This is a genomic window from Streptomyces sp. NPDC042336, assembly GCF_055581985.1.
Window position 1 is genome coordinate 1 of sequence record NZ_JBVJEA010000033.1, and the last position, 26,348, is coordinate 26,348.

Annotated in this window: 10 protein-coding genes; 7 read left to right on the forward strand and 3 right to left on the reverse strand. The window is 73.8% G+C overall.

Annotated features, from left to right (window positions below; translation table 11 throughout):
* The first annotated feature begins 57 nt into the window (after positions 1-57).
* Genes ACZ6IM_RS37750 through ACZ6IM_RS37765 form a run of 4 tightly spaced genes read left to right on the forward strand, consistent with a single transcriptional unit; the run spans position 58 to position 14,610 of the window.
* Complete coding sequence (locus ACZ6IM_RS37750) at positions 58-11,949, forward strand: amino acid adenylation domain-containing protein (protein ID WP_469563181.1); 11,892 nt, start codon at positions 58-60, stop codon at positions 11,947-11,949.
* Positions 11,946-12,164, forward strand: a complete 219-nt coding sequence (locus tag ACZ6IM_RS37755; RefSeq protein WP_052843174.1) for an MbtH family protein — start codon at positions 11,946-11,948, stop codon at positions 12,162-12,164. The genes ACZ6IM_RS37750 and ACZ6IM_RS37755 overlap by 4 nt, the downstream gene beginning before the upstream one ends.
* 50 nt (positions 12,165-12,214) lie before the next feature.
* A complete protein-coding gene (locus ACZ6IM_RS37760) occupies positions 12,215-13,423 on the forward strand; it encodes a cytochrome P450 (protein WP_052843173.1) in 1,209 nt (402 codons plus the stop codon).
* Positions 13,420-14,610 (forward strand): cytochrome P450, encoded by a 1,191-nt coding sequence (locus ACZ6IM_RS37765; RefSeq protein WP_052843172.1) that lies wholly within the window; start codon positions 13,420-13,422, stop codon positions 14,608-14,610. The genes ACZ6IM_RS37760 and ACZ6IM_RS37765 overlap by 4 nt, the downstream gene beginning before the upstream one ends.
* Positions 14,611-14,792: 182 nt before the next feature.
* Here the strand turns inward: ACZ6IM_RS37765 and ACZ6IM_RS37770 are convergent, their stop codons facing one another.
* Positions 14,793-15,524: a TetR/AcrR family transcriptional regulator C-terminal domain-containing protein gene (locus tag ACZ6IM_RS37770; protein ID WP_052843171.1), complete on the reverse strand. Its 732-nt coding sequence runs from the start codon at positions 15,522-15,524 to the stop codon at positions 14,793-14,795.
* A gap of 130 nt (positions 15,525-15,654) precedes the next feature.
* Here ACZ6IM_RS37770 and ACZ6IM_RS37775 point away from each other — a divergent pair, with 130 nt between their 5' ends.
* From ACZ6IM_RS37775 to ACZ6IM_RS37785, 3 genes are all read left to right on the forward strand, one after another.
* On the forward strand, positions 15,655-16,644 hold the full coding sequence (locus tag ACZ6IM_RS37775; protein ID WP_052843170.1) for an ATP-binding cassette domain-containing protein: 990 nt from the start codon (positions 15,655-15,657) through the stop codon (positions 16,642-16,644).
* Complete coding sequence (locus ACZ6IM_RS37780) at positions 16,641-17,429, forward strand: ABC transporter permease (RefSeq protein WP_052843169.1); 789 nt, start codon at positions 16,641-16,643, stop codon at positions 17,427-17,429. The genes ACZ6IM_RS37775 and ACZ6IM_RS37780 overlap by 4 nt, the downstream gene beginning before the upstream one ends.
* A gap of 92 nt (positions 17,430-17,521) precedes the next feature.
* The gene (locus ACZ6IM_RS37785) at positions 17,522-18,397 is read left to right on the forward strand and encodes a DUF4097 family beta strand repeat-containing protein (protein ID WP_469563189.1); all 876 of its coding nucleotides are present in this window, start codon (positions 17,522-17,524) and stop codon (positions 18,395-18,397) included.
* Between the two features lie 511 nt (positions 18,398-18,908).
* Here ACZ6IM_RS37785 and ACZ6IM_RS37790 read toward each other — a convergent pair.
* On the reverse strand, positions 18,909-24,926 hold the full coding sequence (locus tag ACZ6IM_RS37790; RefSeq protein ID WP_469563191.1) for an amino acid adenylation domain-containing protein: 6,018 nt from the start codon (positions 24,924-24,926) through the stop codon (positions 18,909-18,911).
* Positions 24,923-26,338, reverse strand: a complete 1,416-nt coding sequence (locus ACZ6IM_RS37795) for a serine hydroxymethyltransferase (protein ID WP_469563193.1) — start codon at positions 26,336-26,338, stop codon at positions 24,923-24,925. The genes ACZ6IM_RS37790 and ACZ6IM_RS37795 overlap by 4 nt, the downstream gene beginning before the upstream one ends.
* Between the last annotated feature and the right edge of the window lie 10 nt (positions 26,339-26,348).

A 26,348-nucleotide genomic window follows, 5' to 3' on the forward strand; every position in this document is an offset into this window, starting at 1 on the left:
GCCGGCACGGACATGCCGGAGGATCTGCGCGGGCTCGGTTTCACGCAGACCCCGGGGATGAACGAGCTGATCGCCGTCCCCGACGCCGACATGCCGGTGATGTCCACCCTGGAGATCAACGCGCTCGTCACCGAGTCGGGCCGGCTCACCGCCCGTGTCGGGTTCCCGACCGGCGTGCTCTCCCGCGAGGAGGTCCGGGAGCTGGCCGACCTGTGGGGCACCGCCCTCACCGGTCTGGCCCGGCACGCCGCCCGGCCGGACGCCGGCGGGCTGACCCCGTCCGACGTGCTGCTGGCCCCGGTGCGCCAACGGGACCTGGAACGCTGGGAGGCACGCTTCCCGTCCCTGACGGACGTGTGGCCCACGACCCCGCTCCAGCAGGGCCTGCTCTTCGAGTCCGAGGTGTCGGAGGCGACCCAGGACGCCTACCAGATGCAGTTCGCCTACCACCTGTCCGGCGCCGTCGACCCGGAGCGGATGCGGGCCGCCGGGCAGGCACTGCTCGACCGGTACGCCAACCTGCGCACCGCCTTCGTCCCCGACGGCTCCGGGGACCTCGCGCAGCTGGTCCTCGACGACGTCGTACTGCCCTGGCGCCACCTGGACCTGACCGGGGCCGGCGAGGAGGAGTTCCAGCGGCTGCTGGCCGAGGACCGCGTCGAGCGCTTCGACCCCGCCACCCCGCCGCTGCTGCGCTGCACCCTGGTGCGCCGCGGCCCGGAGCGCGCGGTCCTGGTCCTCACCGCGCACCACGTGCTGTTCGACGGCTGGTCGGTGCCGACGCTGATGCAGGACCTGCTGCGGCTGTACGGCTCCGGGGGCGACCCCTCCGCCCTGCCCAGGGTCCGCTCCTACCGCGACTTCCTGGTGTGGCAGGAACGCCAGGACCGCACCGCGTCCGCCCGGGCCTGGGCCGACGAACTGGCCGGGTTCGACGAGCCGACGCTGCTCGCCCGGGAGAAGGACGCCGGGGCCCGCGTGGACGACGTCGGCCATGTCGACGTACCCCTCGCCCCGCAGCTCGCCCTCGACCTCTCGGCCCGCGCCGCCGACCTCGGCGTCACCCTCAACACCCTGGTGCAGGGCGCCTGGGCGGTGCTCCTGGGACAGCTGACGGGCAGCCAGGACGTGGTGTTCGGTGCCACGGTCTCCGGGCGGCCGCCGGCCGTGCCGGACGTGGAGTCCATGGTCGGCCTGTTCATCAACACCCTGCCCGTGCGGGTGCGGATCGCGCCCGGCGAGACCTTCGCCGAGCTGCTCGCGGGGCTCCAGGCACGGCAGGGCGCGCTGCTCGACCACCACCACTACGGGCTGACCGAGATCCACCGGGCCGTGGGGACCGGCACCCTCTTCGACACCCTGGTCGTCTTCGAGTCCTACCCGGTCGACCACGTCGGCCTGAGCGAGGCCAACGACACGGCGGGTGTCGCCATCACCGGCATCACGCCGTTCAGCGGCACCCACTACCCGGTGACCGTCATGGCCGACGCCGACCCCCACCTGCGGCTGTCCCTGCAGTACCAGCCGCACGCCCTGGACCGGGCCGCGGCGCAGACCCTCGCCGGGCGCCTGGAGCGGGTGCTGCACTCCCTGGTGACCGAGCCCTGGGTGCCCGTCGGCACGGTGGACGTGCTGACCCCGGCCGAGCGGGAGCGGGTGCGCGGCGGTGCCGCGGCCACCGGGGCGCCGGACGCGACGGTCCCCGGCCGGTTCGAGGAACGGGCGGCGGCCGTGCCGGAAGCGGTGGCCGTGGTCTCGGGCGGACGGCGGCTGACGTACCGCGAACTCGACGAGCGGGCGAACCGGGTGGCGCACCGGCTGCGCGAGCACGGCGCCGGCCCGGAGACGCTGGTGGCCGTCGCCCTGCCGCGCACCTGCGACCTGGTCGTGGGGCTGCTCGGCGTGCTGAAGGCCGGAGCCGGATACGTGCCGGTGGATCCCGAGTACCCGAGCCGGCGCCTGGAGTTCGTGCTCGGCGACGCGGCACCCGCGCTGATCCTCACCGACCCCGTCTCCGCCGCCGCCCTCCCCGACACCGGCCTGCCCGTGCTGCACCTCGCGGCGGCCGAGGGCGACGACCCGACGCCCCTCGCGGACGGGCCGCACCCGGACAACGTGGCGTACGTGATGTACACCTCGGGCTCCACCGGGGCCCCCAAGGGCGTCACGCTCACCCACCGCAACGTCACCGGCTGCCTGCCCTCGCTGGCCGAGGCCGTCGGCGTCCGGGCCGGCACCCGCATGCTGGCCGGCGCCTCCGTCAACTTCGACGTGTCCGTGTTCGAGATCTTCACCACGCTGACCCACGGCGGCACCGTCGAACTGGTCCGGGACGTGCTGGAGCTGGGCGAGCGGGACGACTGGGACGCCGACGTGATCAGCTCGGTGCCGTCGGCCTTCGCCGAACTGCTCGACGGCCTGCCGGGACGGATCAGCCCGCGCGCCGTGGTGTTCGCGGGCGAGGGACTGCCGGCCGCGCTGGTGGCCCGCGCCCGGCAGGCCTTCCCCGGACTGCGCGTGGTCAACGGCTACGGCCAGACCGAGTCGTTCTACGCCACCGCCTTCACCCTCGGCCCGGACGACGAGTTCGGCGGTGAGGGCGCCGCGCCCATCGGCGAGCCGCTGGAACACGTCCGCGCCCATGTGCTCGGCGCGGGCCTCGGCCCGGTGCCGCAGGGCGTGACCGGCGAGTTGTACGTGGCCGGCGACTCCCTGGCCCGCGGCTACCGCGGCCGGGCGGCGCTGACCGCGGAACGGTTCGTGCCCGATCCCTACGGGCCGCCCGGGTCGCGCATGTACCGCACCGGCGACCTGGCCCGGTGGACCGCCGACGGCAGGCTGGAGTACGTCGGCCGCGGCGACGGCCAGGTCAAGATCCGCGGCGTGCGGGTGGAACCCGGCGAGGTGGAGGCGGCCCTGACCGCGCACCCCGGTGTCGCCCAGGCCGTGGTCGTCGCCCGCGAGGGACACGGCGGCGGCACCTCCAAGTACCTCGCCGCGTACGTGGTCCCGGCCGGCGACGAGACCCCCGGCGACCTGCGCGACTTCATGTCCGCCAAGCTGCCCGACCACATGGTGCCGACCGCGTTCGTGCCGCTGGAGCGGTTCCCGCTGCTGCCCAACGGCAAGGTGGACCGGGCCGCCCTGCCCGAACCGGAGTTCACCGGCGTCGCCCACCGGGCACCCCGCACCACGACCGAGGACGTGCTGTGCCGCCTGTTCGCCGACGTGCTCGGCGTGGACCGGGTCGGCATCGACGACGACTTCTTCGTCCGCGGCGGCCACTCCCTGCTGGCCACCCGCCTGGTCAACCGGGTCCGTGCCGAACTGGGCGCCGAGATCGGCGTCCGGACGGTGTTCAACGCGCCCACCGTCGCCCGGCTCGCCGGGCACCTTGCGGCGGGCGGCCCGGCCCGGCCGCTGCTGAGCGGCGCGCGCACCCGCCCGGAGCGGGTGCCGCTGTCGTACGCGCAGACCCGGCTGTGGTTCGTGGACCGCTTCGAAGGGCCCTCGGCGACCTATAACCACGCCTTCGTCCTGCGCCTGCGGGGCACCCTGGACGTCGCCGCGCTGCGGGAGGCGCTGCGGGACGTGGTCGCCCGGCACGAGGTGCTGCGCACCGTGATCGGCGAGGAGGACGGCACCCCGTACCAGCGGGTGCTGCCCGCGGACGAGGTGGACCTGACCACCCCGCTCGTCGAGACCGGCCCGGAGGGCGCCGACGCCGCGCTGGAGGGCGTGCTCGGCCGCCCCTTCGACCTCGCCACGGAGATCCCCACCCGCACCACGCTGCTGCGGCTCGGGGCGCAAGAGCACCTGCTGGCGCTGGTCATCCACCACATCGCCGTCGACGGCGAGTCCATCGCCCCGCTCGCCCGCGACATGGCCACGGCCTACGCGGCCCGCCTGGGAGCCGCCGCCCCGGACTGGCCGGAGCTGCCCGTCCAGTACGTCGACTACACCCTGTGGCAGCGCGAACTGCTCGGCGACGAGAACGACCCCGGCGGTGTGCTGCACGCCCAGGCCGCCTACTGGCGCCGGGAACTGGCCGGCGTACCGCAGCCGCTGCGGCTGCCCACCGACCGGCCGCGGCCGTCCGCGCCCAGCCACCGCGGCGACGTCGTGGAGTTCGCCCTGCCCCCGCACGTCGCGGAGGCCGTCGAGCGGCTCGCCCACGACCGGGGCGCCACGGCCGCGATGGTGCTCCAGTCCGCCCTCGCGGTGCTGCTCGGCCGGCTCGGCGGCGGCGAGGACATCACCATCGGCTCCCCGATCGCCAACCGCACCGACGACGCCCTCGCCGACATGGTCGGCTTCTTCGTCAACACCTGGGTGCTCCGTGCCGACCTGTCCGGACACCCGTCCTTCGCCGACGTCCTCGGCCCGGTCCGGGACAAGGCGCTCACCGCCTACGACAACCAGGACGCGCCCTTCGAGCGGCTGGTGGAACTGCTCAACCCGGAGCGCTCCACCGCTTACCACCCGCTGTTCCAGGTGATGTTCGCCTGGCAGAACATCACCCGGGAGAACTTCCGGATGCGCGGCCTGGAGGTGGCCTGGGAGCCGTCCTTCACCGGCACCGCCAAGTTCGACCTGTTCTTCAACATGGGCGACATCCCCGGCCAGGGCGTGATCGGCCATCTCGAGTACGCCACCGACCTGTTCGACCGGGGCACCGTCGAGGACCTCGCGGCCCGCTTCGTGCACCTGGTCGAGCAGCTGGTCGAGGCCCCCGAGCGGCGGATCGGCCTGCCCGGACTCCTGCTGCCGGGCGAGGGCGAGCGGCTGGACGCTCTCGCCGGTCCCGGCAGCGCCGCCCCCGACGCCACCGTGCCCGGCCTCGTCGGGGCGCAGGCCGCGGCCCGCCCGGAGGAGACCGCCGTCGTCTGCGGCGACCGGGTCCTCACCTACCGGGAGCTGGACGAGCGGGCCGACCGGCTGGCGCGCGCCCTGCGCGGACGGGGAGTGGGCGCGGAGTCCCTGGTGGGTCTGGCGCTGCCGCGTTCCGCCGATCTGGTCGTGGCGATGCTCGGCATCCTCAAGTCGGGCGCCGCCTACCTGCCGATCGACCCGCGCTTCCCCAGCGCCCGCCTCGGCCTGATGCTGGAGCAGGCCCGCCCCCGGCTGCTCCTCGCCGACGCGGAGTCGGCGGCCGCGCTGCCCCCGCACGACGTGCCGGTCCTGTGCCCGGCCGCCCTGGACGCCGAGCCCGCCGGCACCAGCGGTGCGCTCGCCCCCGTGCACCCCGACAACGCGGCGTACGTGATGTACACCTCGGGCTCGACCGGTGTCCCCAAGGGCGTCACGATCACCCACCGCAACATCGCGGCCTGCCTGCCCTCCCTGGTGGCCGCCGTCGGTCTGGAGCCGGGCGGCCGGGTCCTGGCGGGCACCTCCGTCAACTTCGACGTGTCCGTGTTCGAGATCATGACGGCGCTCACCACCGGGGCCACGGTCGACGTGGTTCGCGACGTGCTGGAGCTGGGCGAACGGGACGACTGGCAGGGGACCGTCGTCAGCTCGGTCCCGTCGGTCTTCGCCGAACTCCTCGACCGGATCGCCGGCAAGGTACGGGTGGGCACCCTCGTCTTCGCGGGCGAGCCCCTGCCCGCCGCCCTGGTGCGGCGGGCGCGCACCGCCTTCCCCGGGGTGCGGGTGGTCAACGGCTACGGCCAGACCGAGACCTTCTACGCCAGCGCCCACACCCTCCGGGGCGACCAGGAGGAGGCGGACGGGCCCGGCGCCCCGATCGGCACCCCGCTGGACGGGGCCCGGGTGCGCGTCCTGGGCGACGGCCTGCTGCCGGTGCCTCCCGGTGTCCCCGGCGAGCTGTACGTGGCGGGCGGCTCGGTGGCCCGCGGCTACCACGACCGGCCGGGACTGACGGCGGAACGGTTCGTGCCCGACCCGTTCGGTCCGGCGGGCTCGCGCATGTACCGCACCGGCGACCTGGTCCGCTGGAACCGGGACGGGCAACTGGAGTACGTCGGCCGGGGCGACGGTCAGGTGAAGATCCGCGGTCTGCGCATCGAGCCGGGCGAGGTGGAGGCGGCCCTCGCCGCCCATCCCTCGGTCGGGCAGGCGACCGTCGTCGTCCGCGAGGGCAAGGGCGGCGCCAAGCAGCTCGTCGGGTACGTCGTCCCCGCCCGCCCGGGAGCCGAGGACTCCGGCCGGGAGCGCAACACCCTCGACCTGACGGCGGGGGTGTCGGTGCCGGAGCTGCGCAGGTTCGTCTCGGCCCGGCTGCCCGAGTACATGGTGCCGTCCGCGTTCGTGGTCCTGGACCGGCTGCCCCTGGCCCCCAACGGCAAGCTCGACCGGGCCGCCCTGCCGGCGCCGGCCGTCCGGAACGAGACCTACCGGGCGCCGGTCTCGGAGCCGGAGAAGATCCTCGCCGCTGTGTTCGCCGAGGTGCTGGGCGTGGACCGGGTCGGTGTGGACGACGACTTCTTCGTCGTGGGCGGTGACAGCATCCGCTCCATCCAGGTCGTCTCCCGGGCACGTGCCCGGGGCGTGGAGGTGACCCCGCGCGAGGTCTTCCAGCACCGCACGGTGGCCGAGCTGGCCCGGGTCGCCGCCGGGCGCGGGGCCGCGGTCGAGCTGGAGGAGCTGGCGGGCGGCGGGATCGGTTTCGTGCCGTTGTTGCCGGTGGCGCGGTATCTGCTGGAGCTGGGGGGTGGGTACGGCCGGTTCACGATGTCGTCGGTGGTGGATCTGCCGGCGGGGATCGACCGGGCGGGGCTGGTGGCCACGCTGTCGGCGGTGTGGGACCGGCACGATCTGCTGCGTTCGCGGCTGGTGGAGGGCGGCCTGGAGGTCGGCGCTCCCGGTTCTGTCGACGTGGCCGCGCTGGTCGAGCGGGTGGCGGCCGACGGGTCCTGGGATGCGGCCTGGTACGAGCTGGCCGCACGCGAACTCGACACGGCGACGGGTTTGTTGGACCCGGCAGCGGGGGTGATGGCGCGGTTCGTGTGGTTCGACGCGCCATCCGGTGGCCGGCTGGTGATCGTGCTGCATCACCTGGTCGTGGACGGTGTGTCCTGGCGCATCCTCCTGCCCGACCTCGCCGAGGCCTGGAAGCAGGTCCGCGACGACCGCGTCCCGGAACTGCCCGCGGTCGGCACCTCCGTGCGCCGTTGGGCGCACGCCCTGGTGGAGGAGGCGTCGTCGCCGGAGCGGGTCGCCGAGCTGGAGCTGTGGCGGTCGGTCGTGGAGGGGCCGGATCCGCTGATCGGCGCCCGCCCGCTCGACCCCGCGACCGACGTGGTGTCCACCGTGGACCACGTTTGGCTGAGGCTGCCCTCCGAGGTCACCGAGGCCCTGCTGACCACCGTCCCGGCGGCGTTCCGTGGCGGGGTGAACGACGGGCTGCTGAGCGCGCTGGCGCTGGCGGTGGCGCGTTGGCGGCGGGACCGGGGGGTCGACGAGTCGTCGCTGCTGGTGAAGCTGGAGGGCCACGGGCGTGAGGAGGCCGTGGTCCCGGGCGCGGACCTCTCGCGCACGGTCGGCTGGTTCACCAGCATGTTCCCGGTCCGTCTCGACGTCGGGGACGCCGATGTCGAGGAGGCGCTGGCGGGCGGGGCGGCGGCCGGGCAGGTGGTGAAGGCGGTCAAGGAGCAGTTGCTGCGCATCCCCGACAAGGGCATGGGCCATGGGCTGCTGCGTTACCTGAACGAGGAGACGGCGGCGGTGCTCGCCGGGCACCCGACCGGGCAGATCGCCTTCAACTACCTGGGCCAGTTCTCGGCCGGCACGGACATGCCGGAGGATCTGCGCGGGCTCGGTTTCACGCAGACCCCGGGGATGAACGAGCTGATCGCCGTCCCCGACGCCGACATGCCCGTGATGTCCACCCTGGAGATCAACGCCGCGGTGACGGACACCGAGGACGGCCCGGCGCTCGCCGTCCGCTTCGGGTTCCCGACCGGCGTGCTCTCCCGCGAGGAGGTCCGGGAGCTGGCCGACCTGTGGGGCACCGCCCTCACCGGTCTGGCCCGGCACGCCGCCCGGCCGGACGCCGGCGGGCTGACCCCGTCCGACGTGCCGCTGGTCGACGTACGCCAGGGCGAACTGGAACGCTGGGAGGCACGCTTTCCCTCGCTCACGGACGTATGGCCGCTCACCCCGCTCCAGCACGGCCTGCTGTTCGAGTCGATGCTCGCGGACACCTCGTACGACGCCTACCACGTGCAGGTCGTCTACGCCCTGTCCGGTGCCGTCGAACCGGAGCGGATGCGGGCCGCCGGGCAGGCGCTGCTCGACCGGTACGCCAACCTGCGCACCGCCTTCGTGTCGAACCGGGCGGGCGAGCTGGTGCAGTTGGTGCTCGACGCGGTCGAACTGCCCTGGCACCTCGCCGACCTGCGGGAGCTGGACGACGCCGCGCGCGCCGAGGCCCTGCGGCGGCTGCTCGCCGAGGACGAGGCGGACCACTTCGACCCGGCCCGGCCCCCGCTGCTGCGGATCACCCTCGCCCTGACCGGCGCGGACGAGGCCCAGCTCGTGCTGACCTCCCACCACGCCCTGCTGGACGGCTGGTCGCTGAGCATCCTGATGGGCGAACTGCTGCGGCTGTACGGCTCCGGGGGCGACCCCTCCGTCCTGCCGCGGGCCCACCGGTACGGCGACTTCCTGCGCTGGCTGTCGGAGCAGGACCCGGCGGCCTCCGACCGGGCCTGGCGGACCGAGCTGGCCGGGGTGGAGGAGCCGACGCTGGTCGTGACCGACACGAGCGTGCGGGCCGACGCGCGCCGGGTGGGACAGGCCGACATCCCGCTGTCCCCGGAGACCGCCCGTGAACTGATCGGCGTCGCCGCCGAGCTGGGCGTCACGCTCAGCACCCTGGTGCAGGGCGCCTGGGCGATCGTCCTGGCCGGGATCACCGGCCGGCAGGACGTGGTCTTCGGCACCACCGTCTCCGGCCGGCCGCCCGCCGTGCCCGGGGTGGAGTCCATGGTCGGCCTGTTCATCAACACCCTGCCCGTACGCGCGGAGCTGTCGCCCTGGCAGAGCCTGCGCCAGGTGCTCACCGCGCTCCAGGACCGGCAGGGCGCGCTGATGGACCATCATCACGTCGGGCTCACCGACATCTGCCGGACCGCCGGACTGACCACGCTGTTCGACACCGTGGTGGTCTTCGAGTCCTTCCCGATGGAGCGGGACGGCCTCGCCGACGCCGACGCCAACGGCGGCATCGCCATCACCGGTGTCGGCACCGGCAACGGCACGCACTACCCGCTCGGTGTCGCGGCCGCCGCCGACGACCGGCTGCACGTCGTCATGGAGTACCAGCAGGACCACTTCGAGGCGGCGGTGGCCGAGGGCATCGCGGACCGGCTCGGCCGGGTGCTCACCCGGATCGCGGCCGACCCGGACCTGCCCGTCGCCGCGGTCGCCCTCCAGCCCGACGAGGAGCGGCGGCGACTGCTCGACGGCTTCAACGACACGGCGGCACCGACGGCCGCCGGCACCATCGCCGACCAGTTCGAACGCCGGGCCGCCGCCACGCCCGACGCCACCGCGCTGCTCTTCGAGGACCAGCGGGTGACGTACCGGGAACTCGACGAGCGCGCCGACCGGCTGGCGTACGCGCTGCGCGAGCGGGGCGTGGGCCCGGAGACCGTGGTGGCGGTGGCCACCCGCCGCTCCCCGGACCTCGTCGTCGCCCTGCTCGGGGTGACCAAGGCGGGCGGTGTGTACCTGCCGGTCGACCACACCTACCCGGCCGAGCGGATCGCCTACATGCTGGCCGACTCCGGGGCCCGGCTCGCGGTGGTGGACGCCTCCGCGGCCGCGGTGACGGACGGGCATGGCCTGGCCACGGTCCGGGTGGACCGGGTGCCGTCCGGCGGCGGGCACGTACCGCGCGTGGCCCGGGGCACCAACCCCGACAGCGCCGCGTACGTCATCTACACCTCCGGCTCGACCGGTCTGCCCAAGGGCACCGTGGTCACCCACCGGGGCGTGGCGAGCCTGGTCGACGCCCACGTCGAGCGGATGGCGGTGGGGGCCGGCAGCCGGATGCTCCAGCTGGTCTCGCCCAGCTTCGACGTCTCCCTGTGCGAGATGTTCACGGTGCTGCTGTCCGGCGCGACCCTGGTCCTCGCCGACAAGGAGGAGCTGGCGCCCGGCCCGCCGCTGGCCGCGACGGTGGACCGGCACCGGGTCACGCACATGATGCTGCCGCCGTCGATGCTGGCCGCGCTGCCCGCCGGCTCGCTGAGCAGCGTGGTCTCGCTGCTGGTCGGCGGTGAGGCGCCGTCGCCCGAGCTGGTCGCCCAGTGGGCGCCCGGCCGCCGGATGATGAACGTCTACGGCCCGACCGAGACCACCGTGTGCGCCACCATGAGCGCCCCGCTGGCCGCCGAGGACCGGGTGTTCCCGATCGGCACGCCCATCCACAACACCCGGCTGTACGTGCTCGACGCGGCGCTCCGGCCGGTCCCGGCCGGGGTGCCCGGTGAGCTGTACATCGCCGGTCCCGGCCTCGCCCGCGGCTACGTCGGCCGGCCCACCGTGACCGCCGCCCGCTTCGTGGTCTGCCCGTTCGGCGGGCCCGGGGAGCGGATGTACCGCACCGGCGACGTGGTGGCGTGGACCGCCGACGGGGCGCTCGTCTTCCACGGGCGGGCCGACGACCAGGTCAAGATCCGCGGCTTCCGGATCGAACTGGGCGAGGTGCAGGCGGGGCTGCGGGCCCATCCGGGCGTCGACCAGGCCGTGGTGGTCGTGGACGGCAGTGGCGGCGACCGCCGGCTGGCCGGCTACCTGGTGCCCACCGCGGACCGGGCCGGCGATCCGGAGCTGGTGTCCGAGGTGCGCGAACTGGTGCGGGCGCGACTGCCGCAGCACATGGTGCCCGCCGCGCTCGCGGTGATCGACGAGGTGCCGCTGACCCTGAGCGGCAAGCTCGACAAGCGGGCGCTGCCGGTCCCCGACTACGCCGGCGAGTCGGCAGGGCGGGCGCCGCGCACCACCCGTGAGGAGATCCTGTGCGGCCTGTTCGCCGAGGTGCTGGGCCTGGACTCGGTGACCATCGACGACTCGTTCTTCACCCGCGGCGGGCACTCGCTGCTCGCCGCCCGGCTGATCAGCCGCATCGGAGTGGTCCTCGGCGTCGCACTGCCCCTGCGCGCGGTCTTCGACGCGCCGACCGTCGCCGAACTGGTCGTGTTCCTGGAGGCGGAGGGCGACTCGGGGCTGTCCGGTGATCCCTTCGCACCGGTGCTGTCCATCAAGGGCGGCGGCACCCGGGCCGCGGGCGACGACGGGCCGCCGCTGTGGTTCGTGCACCCCGGCGGCGGCATCTGCTGGCCCTACCTGGGCTTCGGCGGCCGGCTGCCCCAGTACCGGACCATCCACGGCATCCAGGCGAAGGGCTTCGACGGGGCGGCCCGGCTGCCGGAGTCACTGGACGAGATGGTCCTCGACTACGTGGCGGAGATCCTGGCCGTCCAGCCCGAGGGCCCCTTCCACCTGGCCGGGTACTCCATCGGCGGCACCCTCGCCCAGGCCGTCGCCGCCCGCCTCCAGGAACGCGGCCACGAGGTGGCGTTCCTGGTGCTGCTGGACAGCGTGCCCGGCGACTACCTGGCGACCCAGCCGGCTCCGGCACCCGCAGCCCTGCGGGAGTACTTCCGCGAGCACCTCACCAGCGGCGTCGGCTCCGGGGACCACGAGGCGTTCCTCGACGACGCGGTCCGGGTCATCGTCAACCACACCTCGCTGACGCCCAAGTTCACCTCACCGGTCTTCCACGGCGACGCGCTGTTCTTCAACGCGGTGCCCAACCCGGACGCCCGCTACGGGGACCTGTGGGGGCCGTACATCACGGGGTCCGTCACGCAGTACGACATCGAGAGCACCCACCACGACCTGATCGACGCCGGGTCGGCCGACGAGATCTGCCGGCTCATCGGCCGGGAGACGAAACGGAGATTCGACATATGAGCAGCAACCCCTTCGACGACGAGAGCGGCCAGTTCCAGGTGGTGGTGAACGACGAGGACCAGCACTCCCTCTGGCCGACCTTCTCGGACGTGCCGGCCGGCTGGCGGGCCGTCTTCGGTCCGGCGGGCCGCGCCGAGTGCCTGGAGTACGTCGAACAGAACTGGACCGACCTGCGGCCCAAGAGCCTGCGGGCGGCCATGGCCGCGGAGAAGTAGCGCAGCGACACCAGCGAGCACGGACACCAGCGAGAGGAATCAACTTCGCCATGTCGAAAGTCGTCGAGCGGTGGAACTTCCACCCCAACAGCCCCTGGCTGCGCGGCATCCGGCCCGAGAAGCCCGTCGAGTTCAGCGAGGCGTTCGGCGCGTGGAACGTCTACGGTTTCGCCGAGGTCGAGCAGGTACTCGGTGACCACGAGACCTTCTCCGCCCGCACGGCCGCCTATGCCGCCGTGCAGGTGGACGAGAAGTTCCAGCAGGGCGACATCTCCCAGATGGACCCGCCGGAGCAGACCAAGTACCGCAAGCTCATCGGGCGTGCCTTCACCCCGCGGGTGGTGTCCAACCTCGAACCCGCCATCCGGAAGATCACCGGCGAACTGCTCGACGCGGTCGACGAGAAGGGCTCCTTCGAGCTGGTCGCCGACCTCGCCTACCCGCTGCCGGTGCGGGTGATCGCCGACATGCTCGGGATCGACAGCAAGGACTTCGACCTGTTCAAGGGCGCCGCGTTCGACATCATCGAGAACATGGCGGGCATCGACTTCGTGGCCGGCGGCGACGGGATCGAGGAGCAGATCCACGACGCGGAGAAGCGCCTCCAGCCGCTGCTCGACTACATGCTCGGCCAGGTGGTGGAGCGGCGGAAGAACCCCCGTGAGGACCTGCTGACCTACCTCACCCAGGCCGAGGAGGAGGGCGAGCGGCTCACCGACACCGAGATCGTCAACATCGCCAACGTCCTGCTGATCACCGGGCACATCACCAGCACGATGATGGTCGGCAACACCATGGCGTGCCTGGACACCGAGCCCGACAAGCGGGACCGGGTGCGCGCGGACCGCTCGCTGGTGCCGGGCGCGATCGAGGAGGCGCTGCGGCTGCTGCCGCCGGCCGCCACCCTGTCCCGGGTCACCACCCGCGAGGTCGAGCTGGGCGGGGTCACCATCCCGGCCGAGCAGATGATCCTGCCGTGGGTGAGCGCCGCCAACCGCGACCCGCTGCGCTTCGACGGCCCCGACGAGTTCCGCCCCGAGCGCACCCCCAACGCGCACGTGGTCTTCGGGCACGGCGTGCACTTCTGCCTGGGCGCCCGGCTCGCCCGCCTGGAGGGGCGGATAGCCGTCAACGCCCTGCTCGACCGCTACCCGGACTTCCGGACCGACCCCGAGCGGCCGACCACGTTCTTCCCCTCGGAGGACATGGTGGGCGTGCGCTCGATGCACGTCCTGACCGGGCGGGGCGGGGCCCGGTGACCGCCTTCGCGGACCGTTGGGGCCTCGGTCCCGACAAGTACTGGCTGCGCGGTCGGCTGCCGGAGGAGAAAGTCGCCTTCGACGAGGCCCTCGGGGTGTGGCAGGTCGCCGGGTACCCGGAGGTGCTGGAGGTCCTGAACGACTCCGAGTCGTTCTCGGCCGACTCCACCCGCCTGTTCGACGTGGACGAGGAGCAGGCCCGGCTCATCAAGGGCGACATGGCCCAGATGAATGGGCCCGAGCACATCCACATGCGCCGCCAGGTGGGCCGGGCCTTCAGTCCCAAGCGGATGGAGGACCTGGAGGGCCGGATCACCGGCCTCGGCGACGAGCTGCTGGCCGAGCTGGCCGGCCGGGACCGGTTCGACCTGCTGGGCGACTTCATCGACGACCTGTCGGGCATCCTCTTCAGCGAGCTGCTGGGCACCCCGCCCGAGCAGCGGCACATGTTCAAGGCCGTCGACCAGACGATGGACGCGGACGTCCAGATGAGCACGGTCGGCGAGGGCGGCGAGGAGTACTTCGACTCGCTGCTCGGCCCGCTGCTGCCGCTGCGCGACTTCCTGGGCGAGATCATCGACGAGCGCGCCAAGGAGCCCCGGCAGGACCTGCTCAGCCTGATGCTGGAGTTCCGCTACCTCGACGGCAGCCCGATGGCCCGCGACGAGATCATCAACTTCGCCGTGGCGGTGCTGGGCGCGGGGCACCTCACCAGCCCGATCCTCATCGGCAACACCATGCTCTGCCTGGAGTCCTTCCCCGGCCAGGCAGCCCGGGTGCGGGCCGACCGCTCGCTGGTGCCGAGCATGTTCGAGGAGGTCATGCGGTACTTCACCCCGGCGACCACCTCCTACCGGGCCACCGAGACGGACGTCGAGGTGGGCGGGGTGAAGATCCCCAAGGACCGGATGGTCAGCATCCAGCTGGGCGCCGCCAACCGCGACCCGCGCCAGTTCCCCGACGCGGACGCCTTCGACGTGGGCCGCGCCCCGAACCAGCACCTCGGGTACGGGCGCGGGGCCCACTACTGCGTCGGCGCGGCGATGGCCCGGGTGGAGACCCGGGTGGTCTTCAACCTGCTCCTGGACCGCTTCCCGACGCTCCGGGTGGACCCGGACGTCCCGCCGGTCTTCTTCGGCTCGCCCGAGTTCACCGGAGTGCGTTCCCTGGCGGTGCGCACCTCCTGACCCGCGGCGCCCCCCTCCCGTCCCCGTCGGTGCCACCGGCGGGGACCTCGCACGTCCGGGGCCTGATACCGCGTCGATAAGGCACCGATAAGCGGACCCCATAACGTCGTGGTCGTACCGAGGCGACAGATGCCGAGGGAACAGGAACCCAGAGGGCCCAGCCCCTCACCGACCGACGGGAGTCACCGATGGACGCGGTCCAGGTCCTGCGCACCGGCCCGGTCCGGCGGCGGCAGCGATCGGCTGCCGAGCCGGCGCTCGAGTCCGTCCAGGATGGCCTGGAGGCCGAACTCGAAGCTGTGCTCGGGCGCGGCCCCGTACTCGGTGCCGGCATAGGAGTCGACGCGGGAGCGCAGACGGGGGAAGCCCATCGCGATCTCCGTCGCCTGCGCCATCGTCTCCCTGATCGCTTCCTGGGCGTTGCGGCCGGCATTGGTCAGACGCCGGTTCACCGACAGGGTGGCCGACAGGCCGATGGAGTGGCCGAGCACGAACGTGAAGACCGTGGCCGCCGCCTGGTCGGCCTCCACGCCGACGAAACCGGCCTTCTCGAAGACCGCGAGGCTGTGGTCGTCGTGGCGGGCCTTGTTCTCCCCGTACAGGGGCTGCGAGGCGAAGGCCATCACCAGCCAGGGGTGCTTGGTGACCATGCGGTACAGGTCACCCGCCATCGTGGCCGCCGCCGTGCGCCAGCCGACGGTGTCCAGGTCGGGTAGCCCGACCTCGTTCCACACCTCGTTCCCGGCCAGGACGACGAGGTTGTCCTTGTTCTTCACGTGCCAGTACACGGCCGTGGCCGCCGAGTCGAGGCGCTTGCCGAGACTGCGCATGTTCAGGCCCTCGAGACCTTCGGCGTCCAGCAGCTCGATGGCTGCGCGCACGATCTGCTCGCGGGTCAGCGTGTCACGGGGCATGAGCTCAGGCTAGATCAGAAATTCGGATTGCACAAAGTTCAAGTCAGGTGCGAATCAGCACTTGCACAGTGTGCAAGTCACCTCTACGGTGAGGACTTGAACGGCGTGCAAGTCAGTGAGGAGGATTGAGATGGTGAGTACGGCGATTTCGGTTGTCGGTCTGCGCAAGGCGTACGGCGAGCACCGGGTACTGGACGGAGTGGATCTCGAGATCCCGGCCGGATCGGTGTTCTCGCTCCTGGGTCCCAACGGCGCCGGCAAGACCACGACCGTGAAGATCCTCTCGACGCTGCTGAAGGCGGACGAGGGCCGGGTGACGGTGGCCGGGCACGACCTGGCCGCCGACCCCGACGGTGTCCGCGGCAGCATCGGCGTCACGGGCCAGTTCTCCGCGGTCGACCCCTTCCTGAACGCGGAGGAGAACCTCGCCCTGATGGGTCGGCTGTGGCACCTGGACAAGCGGGTGGCCAAGGAGCGCTGCGCCCGGCTGATCGAGCAGTTCGACCTGGTGGAGGCGGCGCGCAAGCCGGTGCTGACCTACTCCGGCGGCATGAAGCGGCGCCTGGACCTGGCGATGACCCTGGTCGGCGCCCCGCGGGTGATCTTCCTGGACGAGCCCACCACCGGACTGGACCCGCGGGTGCGCCGGGCGATGTGGGACCTGCTGCGCGACCTGGTCGCCGACGGCGTCACGCTGTTCCTGACCACCCAGTACCTGGAGGAGGCCGACCAGCTCGCCGACCGCATCGCGGTCCTCAACGGCGGCCGGCTCGTCGCCCAGGGCACTCCCGAGCAGCTCAAGCGGCAGATCCCCGGCGGCAGCATCGACCTGCGGTTCACCAGCCCCGCCGCGCTCGCCGTGGCCGCCGCCGCACTGGACGGCACCCCGCTCAGCCGCGACGAGGACTCGATGACGCTGCGGGTCCCGAGCGACGGCAGCGCCGCGGCCGTCCAGAGCGTCCTCGCCCGGCTCGACGTCACCACCGTCGGCGAGCTGACGCTCAAGACCCCGGACCTGGACGACGTCTTCCTCGCCCTGACCGGCCAGACCCCCGACACCAGCAAGCCCGCGCCCGCCGGCACCGTCGGCGCCGACACCGAGAATGGAGCCCTGGTATGAGCACCGTCACCTACGCGGTCGCCGACTCCGCCACCCTGCTGCGCCGCAACATCAAGAACCAGCTGCGCTACCCCACCACCGCGCTGTCCATCGTCGGCATCCCGGTCCTGTTCCTGCTGCTGTTCGTCTACGTCTTCGGCAACGTGCTGGGGGAGGGCGTCTCCCCCCTCGGCGGCGGTGACGACTACGTCAACTACGTCCTGCCCGGTCTGATCATCATGACCGCCGCCACCGGCTCCCTGGGCACCGCCGTGTCCACCTCCGTGGACATGACCGAGGGCATCATCGCGCGGTTCAAGACGATGGCCATCTTCCGTCCGGCCATCCTCATCGCCCGCGTCATCTCCTCGGTCCTGCAGACCCTCACCAGCATGGCGCTCGTCCTCGCGGTGGCCTGGGCCATGGGCTTCAGGCCCAACGCCACCGCGGTCGAGTGGCTCGCGGCCCTCGCGCTGCTCGCCGCCGCCAGCCTCGCCCTGACCTGGCTCGGCGTCGCCTTCGGCCTCGCGGCGAAGACCCTGGACGCGGCCAGCAACGCCCCTTTCCCGCTGATCCTGCTGCCCTTCGTCGGCTCCGGCATCGTGCCGACCGACACCATGCCGACCGGCCTGCGCTACTTCGCCGAGTACCAGCCCTTCACGCCGATGATCGAGACCCTGCGCGGGCTGCTCCTCGGCACCGAGATCGGCAACAACGCGTGGATCGCCGTCGCCTGGTGCGCCGGCCTCACGCTGCTCGGCTTCGTCTGGGCCATGAAGCACTTCAACAAGGACCGCACCAACTGACGGTGCGGCACCCGTCCGCCGATTCCCCCCCCCGCAGCCCGTGGCGCCCCAGCGTGTCCACGGGCTGCTTGCCATCCGCCAAAGGGTTCGTCATGCCGGAATTCGAGACTCCTCAACCGATCCTGGCCACCATCGAGCTGAACGTCGGCAGCGTCCGGATCGCTGCGGGCGCCCGCACCGACACGGTGGTGGAGGTACGTCCGAACGACCGTTCCGACCCGCGCGACGTGGCGACCGCGCAGCAGGCCCGCGTCGCCTTCGCGGCCGGAGAACTCGTGGTGAGCGCGCCCAACCCGCGCGGCTTCGCGCTGGGCGGCGGCGCGGTGGTCATCGACATCGAGCTGCCGACCGGTTCCCGGGTCCGCGGGGACGCGCTGGCCGCCGACTTCGTGTGCGTGGGCCGCCTGGGGGAGTGCCGGCTCAGCACCGACTGCGGACACATCGAGGTGGACCAGGCGGGGCCGCTCCACCTGACCTCGATCCTCGGCAACGTCACCGTGGCGCACGCCCACGGCGACGTGGAGGCCCTGGCCGAGGGCGGCGACGTGCACATCCGGGTCGCCGAGGCGGGCGTCCAGCTCAACCGGACCAAGGGCAACTCGGAGATCGGCGAGGTCAGGGGCGACGTACGCGTGTACGCGGACAGCGGCGACCTCCACATCGGGCGGGCGCACGCCGAGGTGGAGGCGCGGGCCTCGCAGGGCGACATCCGCATCGACGAGACCACGCGCGGGCCGCTCGTGCTGGAGACCGCGTCCGGCAAGCTGGAGGTCGGCGTCGCCCTGGGCGTGCCGACCCTGCTCGACCTCGACTCGCACGTCGGCACCGTCTACCGCTCCCTGGACCTCGTCGTCCCCGGCGCCTGCGCGGACCGCTCCGACGCCGTCCACATCCACGCCCACACCATCATCGGCGACATCGTCGTACGCCGGACCTCCTACGACCTGGACGACGGGAGCTGGCCCTGACGGCCGAACCCGCCTCCACCGACCGCCCTCGCCCGGGACACCGGGCGGGGGCGGAGGCGTTTGTGCGGCACGCGAGGCCCGTGCGTCGCCACACGCCGGTACGGGCCACGCCCCGAGGTGGGCCGGTGCCCGCCGGCGCGGGCGGGGAGGGAGGACGGCGCGGGCGTGACGGCGGACAGCCCAGGGTGCTCCCCGCCGCTGTGCCGTGCGCCTCGGCTGCCGCCACCCTCCCCACGGTGCCGAACCCCGTCCCGGCGTACTGGAGGAAGCCGCGTGCCGTCACACGGAAGCCGGCGGGGCACGGAAGCCGGCCGGGCGCGGGAGCCGGCCGGGCGCGGGAGCCGGCGGGGCAGGGGAGCCGGCCGGGCGCGGGAGCCGGCGGGGCAGGGGAGCCGGCCGGGCGCGGGAGCGGCGCCGGGCACGGCGGGCAGCACGGACCCGGAGCTGCGGAAAGCCCCCGGCCCCCCGCGGACGCGGGGGGCCGGGGGCCGGGAGGCTGACGAGGGGAAGGTCAGCCCGCCTTCTGGGAAGTGGCCCGGAAGAGGGCGGAGAGGGAGTCGGCCGTGGTGTTCAGCAGACCCTGTGCCTTGGCCAGGTCGTCCTCCGACAGGACGCGGTCCTGGCCGGCGTCGCGGACCTGGTCGCCGAACCGCTCCAGCATCCGCTTCAGCAGCTTCTGCGTCTCCTTGGCGTCCCGCCCCTTCGGCCTGCCCGACCCGTGCTGCACCCCCGCGCGGACCCGCTCCTCGACGTCCTCCATGAGCCGGGCCTGGAAGCCCGCCCCGTACTGGTCCCGGGTCCGCTCGACGAGCTGCTCCTTGAGCTGCCGGGCGTCCTGCTTGGCGTTCTCACGCATGACCGTCACCTGTTCCTTCGTGTTCTGGCGGATCTGCCGGGCCGCCTGTGCGGTGGCCTCGCCGTCCCGCTGCGCCATCCGCCGCAGGGTGCCGCCCAGGCTCGGGCGGCTCTTGGCGGTGGCGGGCCGCAGGTGGCCGGAGAGGTCCGCGACGTTCGGGTACTGGAAGAGCTGCCGGATGGTGACCTCGACGCCGAGGGTGCGACGCATCCGGCCGATGATGCGGGTGGCCTTGAGGGAGTTGCAGCCGAGGGTGAAGAAGTCGTCCCCGACGCCCACCCGTTCCACCCCCAGGACGTCCGCGATCAGCTCGCAGAGCGCCTCCTGCCGGCCGGTGGCCGCCGGTGCGCCCCCGTCCGCCGGGGCGGGCGCGGCGGTGGCCGGCGCGGGCAGCGCGGCCCGGTCCACCGAACCCGCCGGCGTCAGCGGCAGCTCGTCCAGGACCACGACCGCCACCGGCACGGCGGCGTCCGGCAGCCGCCCGGCGACGAACTCCCGTACCTGCCCGGCGTCCACCCGGCCGTCGCGCACCGGCGAGACATAGCCGACGAGCCCGTCCGCGCCGTCCGGACCGGCGTCCTCGCGGACCACCGCCACGGCATGGGCGACCTGGGGATGCGCGGCCAGCGCGGCCGTGACCCCGGTGACCGGGACGCGCTGCCCGCCCACCCGGGCCCACGGCCCGCCGTGTCCGGCGTACTCCAGCGCACCGTCGTCGCACCGTCGGGCGAGGTCCCCGGTGCGGTACATCCGGGCCCCGGCCGGACCGAAGGGGTCCGGCAGGAACCGCAGCGCGGTGTCACCGGGCCGCCCGGGCCACCCGCGCGCCACCGCGCCGCCGATGTACAGCTCACCCGTCACGCCCGCCGGGACCGGGCGCAGCGCCGAGTCCAGCACGTACGCCCGGGCCGGGCCGGCCGGCAGTACCCGCGTGGAGGCGTCCGGGACGTGCAGCGCCGTGCCGGTCCCCGCGGGGCCGTACGCACCCACCACCCGCGCCCCCGGTATCAGCTCCCGCACCCGCCGCACCAGTGCCTCGGGCAGGGTGTCCCCGGTGAGGACCACCGTGCCGGCGTACAGGGCGCGGCCCGCGCGGTTGAGGGCCTCGGTGAAGAACGGGGCGACCGTGGCGATCACGTCACCGGTCCAGCCCCAGTCCCGGCCGAACGTGCCGATCTCGGTCGGCACCTTCACACCGGCACCGCAGAACAGCGCCGCGACCACCTCGAACAGCATCGCGTCGTCGTGCGGCGAGGCCGCCAGCAGCCGGGTGCCCGGCACCAGGCCCGCGACCGAGGCGAACCGCTCCGCGCCGTCGGCCAGGGCCCGGTGGTCCACCGCCACCACGTCCGGCCCGCCGTCGGCCGCGTACGGCCGGCGCAGCCAGGCCAGGTGCCCCGGGTCGAGCGGGGCCCGCAGCTCGCGCCGCGCCGGGTCGGCGTCGTCCGTGGGGTACGAGGGCTGCGCACCGAGTTCGTCCACGTCCGAGCGCCGCACGAACTCGGCGACGGGCACGGGCGTGTCGCCCGGCCCGGCCACCACGAACGCGGCGCCGGACTTCAGGACGCCCAGCACGGCGACCGCCAGCTGCACGGAGCGCGGCACGTCCAGCGCGACCACGGACTCGGGACCCACCCCGTGCCGGATCAGCTGGTGCGCGAGCCGGTTCGCCCACGTGTTCAGCTCCCGGTAGCTCAGCGAGACCCCCTCCGAGGTCACCGCCACGGCGTCGGGAGTGTCCCGCGCCCAGCGTTCGACCAGCAGCGGCAGCGGCTCCCGCGGCGGCGCCTCCTCCGCGCGCACCGCCGCGTGCCCCTGCCCGGCGCCGGCCTGTCCCGCACCGGCCGCACCCGCGCCGTCGAGCCGTTCCCGCTCGGCCGTCAGCAGCAGGTCCAGCGCGCCGACCCGCCGCGCGGGGTCCTCGGCGAGCGCGCACAGCACCTGGTGCAGCCGGGCGGCGACGGCCTCCACCGCCTCCTCGGCGAGGATCTCCCGGTGGTACTGAAGGGTCAGCCGCAGCCCCGGGTCGGTCTCCACGATCAGCGCCAGCGGATAGCCGGCCGCGCCCTCGGCGTCCACGCCCGTCACCTCGACGCCGGCCGCGGCGCTCGCCTCGGCGATCCCGGCCCGGTCCACCGGGTACGACTGGAACGCCACCAGGGTGTCGAACAGGGCGTCCAGGCCGGTCTGCCGGTGCAGGTCGGACAGGCTGTGGTGATGGTGGTCGAGCAGCGCCGCCTGGCGGGACTGCAGACCGGTCAGCAGATCGGCGAGGGTGTCACCGGGAGCGCACCGGACGCGCACCGGCAGGGTGTTGATGAACAGGCCGACCATGGACTCCACGCCCGGCAGCGCCCCGGGCCGGCCGGAGACGGTCGCGCCGAACACCACGTCCTCGCGGCCGGTGAGCGCCCCGAGCAGCACCGCCCACGCGCCCTGGACCAGGGTGTTGACGGTGACGCCCAGTTCCACGGCGCGCCGGCCGAGGAGGCGGGCCTCGGCCGCGGTGAGCGCGACGGCCCGTTCCCCGGCGCCGCGGGCGGCGACCCGGGGGGCGCCCGGTACCAGCAGCGTCGGCCCGTCCAGACCGGCCAGCTCCTCGCCCCAGACCCGGGCCGAGGCGTCCTGGTCCCGCCGGCCCAGCCAGGCCAGGAAGTCCCGGAACCCGCGCACCGCGGGCAGCGCGGAGGCGTCGCCGCCGGTCGCGTACAGGCGCAGCAGGTCCTGCATCAGGATCGGCTCGGACCAGCCGTCGACCAGTACGTGGTGGGTGGTCAGGACGACGTCGTAGCGCTCCTCGCCGAGCCGGACCAGCGTCAGCCGCAGCAGCGGTGGGCGGGTGCGGTCGAAGTGGTCGGCGTAGTCCTCGGCCAGGAACGCGCGCATCGCCCGTTCGCGGTCGTCCTCGGACAGAGCGCCGAAGTCGATCTCGCGCCAGGGCAGTTCGACGCCGTCCACCACCAGCTGGACCAGGGTGTCGTCGGCGTCCGGGACGAAGGCGACGCGCAGATTGGCGTACCGGTCGAGCAGCGCCTGGCCGGCCGCGCGCATCCGTCCGGCGTCCACGGGGCCGGAGAGGTGGAAGACGGTCTGCATCTGGTAGGCGTCGTAACCGGTGTCGCTCAGCGCGGACTCGAACAGGATCCCGGACTGGAGCGCGGTCAGCGGCCAGATGTCGGACAGCCCCGGGTAACGGCCCCGCCAGGCCAGGAACTCCGCGGACTCCGGGTCGGCCAGGGGCGTCGACGGCAGCAGCTCCGCGGTGAAGTCCGTGCCGGTGGCCACGGCCGCCAGCCGGGCCGCGGTACGGCACTTCAGCACCAGCGGGGCGGTGACCTCCACGCCGCGGGCCCGGGCCCGGGTGACGACCTGGATGGCGCGGATGCTGTCACCGCCCAGGACGAGAAAGTCGTCGTCGGCGCCGACCCGCTCCTGGTGCAGGACCTCGGCGAAGACGGCGGTCAGGACCCGCTCCTCGGCGCTCTGCGGCGCCCGGTACTCGGCGGACGTGAACTCCGGCTCGGGCAGCCCCAGCCGGTCCAGCTTGCCGTTCGGGGTGAGCGGCAGCCGCTCCAGGGCGACGACGGCCGCCGGGACCATGTAGTCGGGCAGTCTGCGCGCGGCCAGGTCGATCAGGGCGCCGGTGTCGACACCGCCGCCGTGCCCGGCGTCCTCGGCGACCACGTAGGCGACCAGCCGGTTGTCGCGGGCGACGGCCACGCTCTGCCGTACGTCCGGGTGGGAGCGCAGCACGCTCTCGATCTCGCCCAGCTCCACCCGCAGACCGTGGATCTTGACCTGGAAGTCCTTGCGGCCGATCAGCTCGATCAGGCCGTCGGGACCGAACCGGGCGGCGTCACCGGTGCGGTACAGCCGCTCGTCGCGCACCACGTCGCCGTACGACCAGGTGAGGAACCGCTCCGCGGTCCGCTCGGGCTGGCCGAGGTAGCCGCGGGCCAGACCCGTGCCCGCCAGGTACAGCTCGCCCGGCACGCCGGGGGGCACGGGCTGCATCGCGTCGTCGAGGATGTAGCAGCGCTGGTTGGCCATGGGGCGGCCGTAGGGGATGCTCGTCCACTCCGGGTCGGTCTTGTCCACCTCGAAGATCGTGGAGTGGATCGAGGACTCGGTGGCCCCGCCCATCACCACGAACCGCAGCCCGGGAGCGACGGCCGCCACCCGCTCGGGCAGGGTGACCGGCACCCAGTCGCCGCCGAGCAGCGCGAGCCGCAGCCGGGGCAGCGGCTCGGCGCCGGTCTGCTCCAGGTGGTCGGTGAGCAGGCCCAGCAGGGCCGGCGCGGAGTTCCAGACGGTGACGTCCTCGGCGACCAGCAGCTCCGCCCAGTGCCCCGGGTCCTTGGCGCGGCCGGCGTCCGGCACCACCACGGTGCCGCCGGCGGCGGTCAGGCCCAGGAACTCGTACACCGACATGTCGAAGCTCGGCGAGGACAGCGCGAGCACCGAGTCGCCGGGGCCGACGCCGTAACGGGTGTTGAGGTCGGCGACGTTGTTCAGCACACCGCGGTGGCGCAGCGCGATCGGCTTGGGCGCCCCGGTCGAACCGGAGGTGTGGATGATGTAGCAGAGGTGGTCGGGGCCCGCGAGGCGTCCGGGGTTGTGCCCGGGCAGCTCGCGGAGCAGGTCCGCGTCCCGGTCGAGCAGCACCAGCGGGGTGCCGTCCGTCCGGGGCAGGTTGCCGGTGAGGTCCGTGCGGCTGACCATCACCGCGCAGGAGGTGCCGGTGACCATCGTGGCGATGCGCGACGCCGGGTAGTCCGGGTCGAGCGGCACATAGGCGCCGCCCGCCTTGAGGACCGCGAGTTCGGCCACCAGCAGCTGGGCCGAGCGGTCCAGGCAGAGTCCGACCCGGTCGTCGGGTCCGACGCCGAGGGAGCGCAGGTGGTGGGCGAGGCGGTTGGCCGCCGCGTTGACCTCGCCGTACGTCAGGCGGTCGGCGCCCTGTACGACGGCCACCGCGTCGGGCGCCGCGTCCGCCCGTGCCTCGAAGGCCTCGTGCAGACAGCCCTGGGCGGGCAGGTCGGTGGCCGTGTCGTTCCACTCGACGAGCGTGGTGCGCAGCTCGGCGTCGGTGAGCAGCCGCAGCCGGCTCACCGGACGCGCCGGGTGCGCCAGCGCGTCGGCCAGGAGCGTGCCGTAGTGGGCCAGCAGCCGGGCCGCCGTGCCCCGCTCGAACAGCTCAGGGTCGTGGCGGAGCCGGACCGTGTCGCCCTGGACCGACACGACCAGCTCGAAGGGCGCTCCGTGCGGGGCGGGATCGGGGCCCGCGGCGAAGGCCACCGTCGTAGCGCCGGTGGCGGCCGCCCGGGTGGCGTTCGCGGCGAGGTCCCGCAGGGTTGCCCCGTCGGTGATCCGGAAGCGCAGCTCGCCGTCCGGGCCGGCCAGGGCCATGCGTTCCTGGCCGGTGCAGCGGTACAGCAGCGCGGCGAGCGCGGCGGCCGACAGCTCCGGGTCCGCCCCCGCCGGCAGCGGGGCGTCGAGCACGGCCGAGGCCCACGGGACGGCGCCGGGGCGTCGCGGGGCGTCCGTCGGGAGCAGGGCCGGCGGCCAGGGCACCGAGGCGTCGGCGGCCGGGCCGGTGGCGGGCGTGGGTGCGGGTGTCGGTGCCGGTGTCGCCGACGGAGCGCCGGCGGCGGGGCTGCGGTCTGGGGTCATGGTCCCACTCCGATCAGGGAAACCGGGGCGCCGGCGCCGGTGTCGATGGGCAGGGGGTTGCGGGCGCACAGCCACCGGACCTCCTCGCGGACGGTGGTGACGAGCGCCGGGTCGATCCGGTAGGTGGTGTCGGAGACCAGGCGGGTGCCGGTCAGCACCAGATGCAGCAGCTGCGCACAGGCCCCCATCTGAGCCGGTCCCATTCCGCGCTGCGCGAGGATGTTGGTGCCCAGCCGCAGCCCGCTGGTGACCAGAGGCGGCCGGGTGTCGCCGGGGATGCGGTTGCGGTTGGCGAGGATCCCGCACTCCTCCAGGGCGCGCTCGGCGGTCACCCCGGTCAGACCGGTGCCGGTGACGTCCATCAGCACCATGTGGTTGTCGGTGCCCCCGGTCAGGATCCGGTGCCCCAGGGCGGACAGCTCGGCGGCGAGCGCCCGCGCGTCGGCCACGATCAGCTCGGCCGTCTCCCGGAACGCGGGTTCGGACGCCACGGCGAAGGCGCGGGCCTTGGCCGCGATCGACGCCGGACTCGGCGTGCCCTGGGACTGCGGGAAGACCGCTCGCTGCATCAGCCGGTGCAGCGGGGTGCGGCCGTCGGGGCCCGGGGCGTCGAAGTCCCGCCCGGCGAGGATCAACCCGCCGCGCGGGCCGGCCAGTTGCTTGTAGGTACTGGTCGTGGTGAGGTGCGCGACGTCGACCGGGCTCGGGTGCAGGCCCGTGGCGACCAGCCCGGCGATGTGGGAGATGTCGGCGAGCAGGTACGCGCCCACACTGTCGGCGATCTCCCGGAACCGGGCGAAGTCGACGGTGCGCGGGTAGGCGCTGGCGCCGGCGATCAGCACCCGCGGCCGGTGTTCCCGGGCGAGTTCCGCGACCTGGGTGAAGTCGATGAGCCCCCGGTGGTCCAGGCCGTAGGAGACCGCGCGGTAGTGGCGGCCGCTCACCGAGGCCCGGGAGCCGTGCGTGAGGTGGCCGCCCGCGTCGAGGTCCAGGCCCAGCAGCGTGTCGCCGGGGCGCAGCAGCGCCGAGAGCACCGCGAGGTTGGCGGAGGAGCAGGAGTGCGGCTGGACGTTGGCGTAGCGCGCGCCGAAGAGCTGCTTGGCGCGCTCCACCGCCAACCGCTCCACCTCGTCGAACTGCCGCGCCCCCGGGTGGTACCGGGCGCCCGGGTAGCCCTCGGCGGTCACGTTCGACAGGGCCGCGCCACCCACCGCGAGGACGGTGGGGTCGGCGGTGCTCGCCGAGGCGACCATCGCCAGGGTGGAGTTCTGCTGCTCGACCTCGGCGTCCAGCAGCGCGGCGAGTTCGGGGTCGGCGTGGTGCAGGGTGTCCATGCCGGCGCGCAGCAGCTCCGCCTGCGCGCCGGTCGGGGGCCGCTCGCCCGGTACGGCGGCCGGTTCCGGTGCGGTCACGGTCCGATGG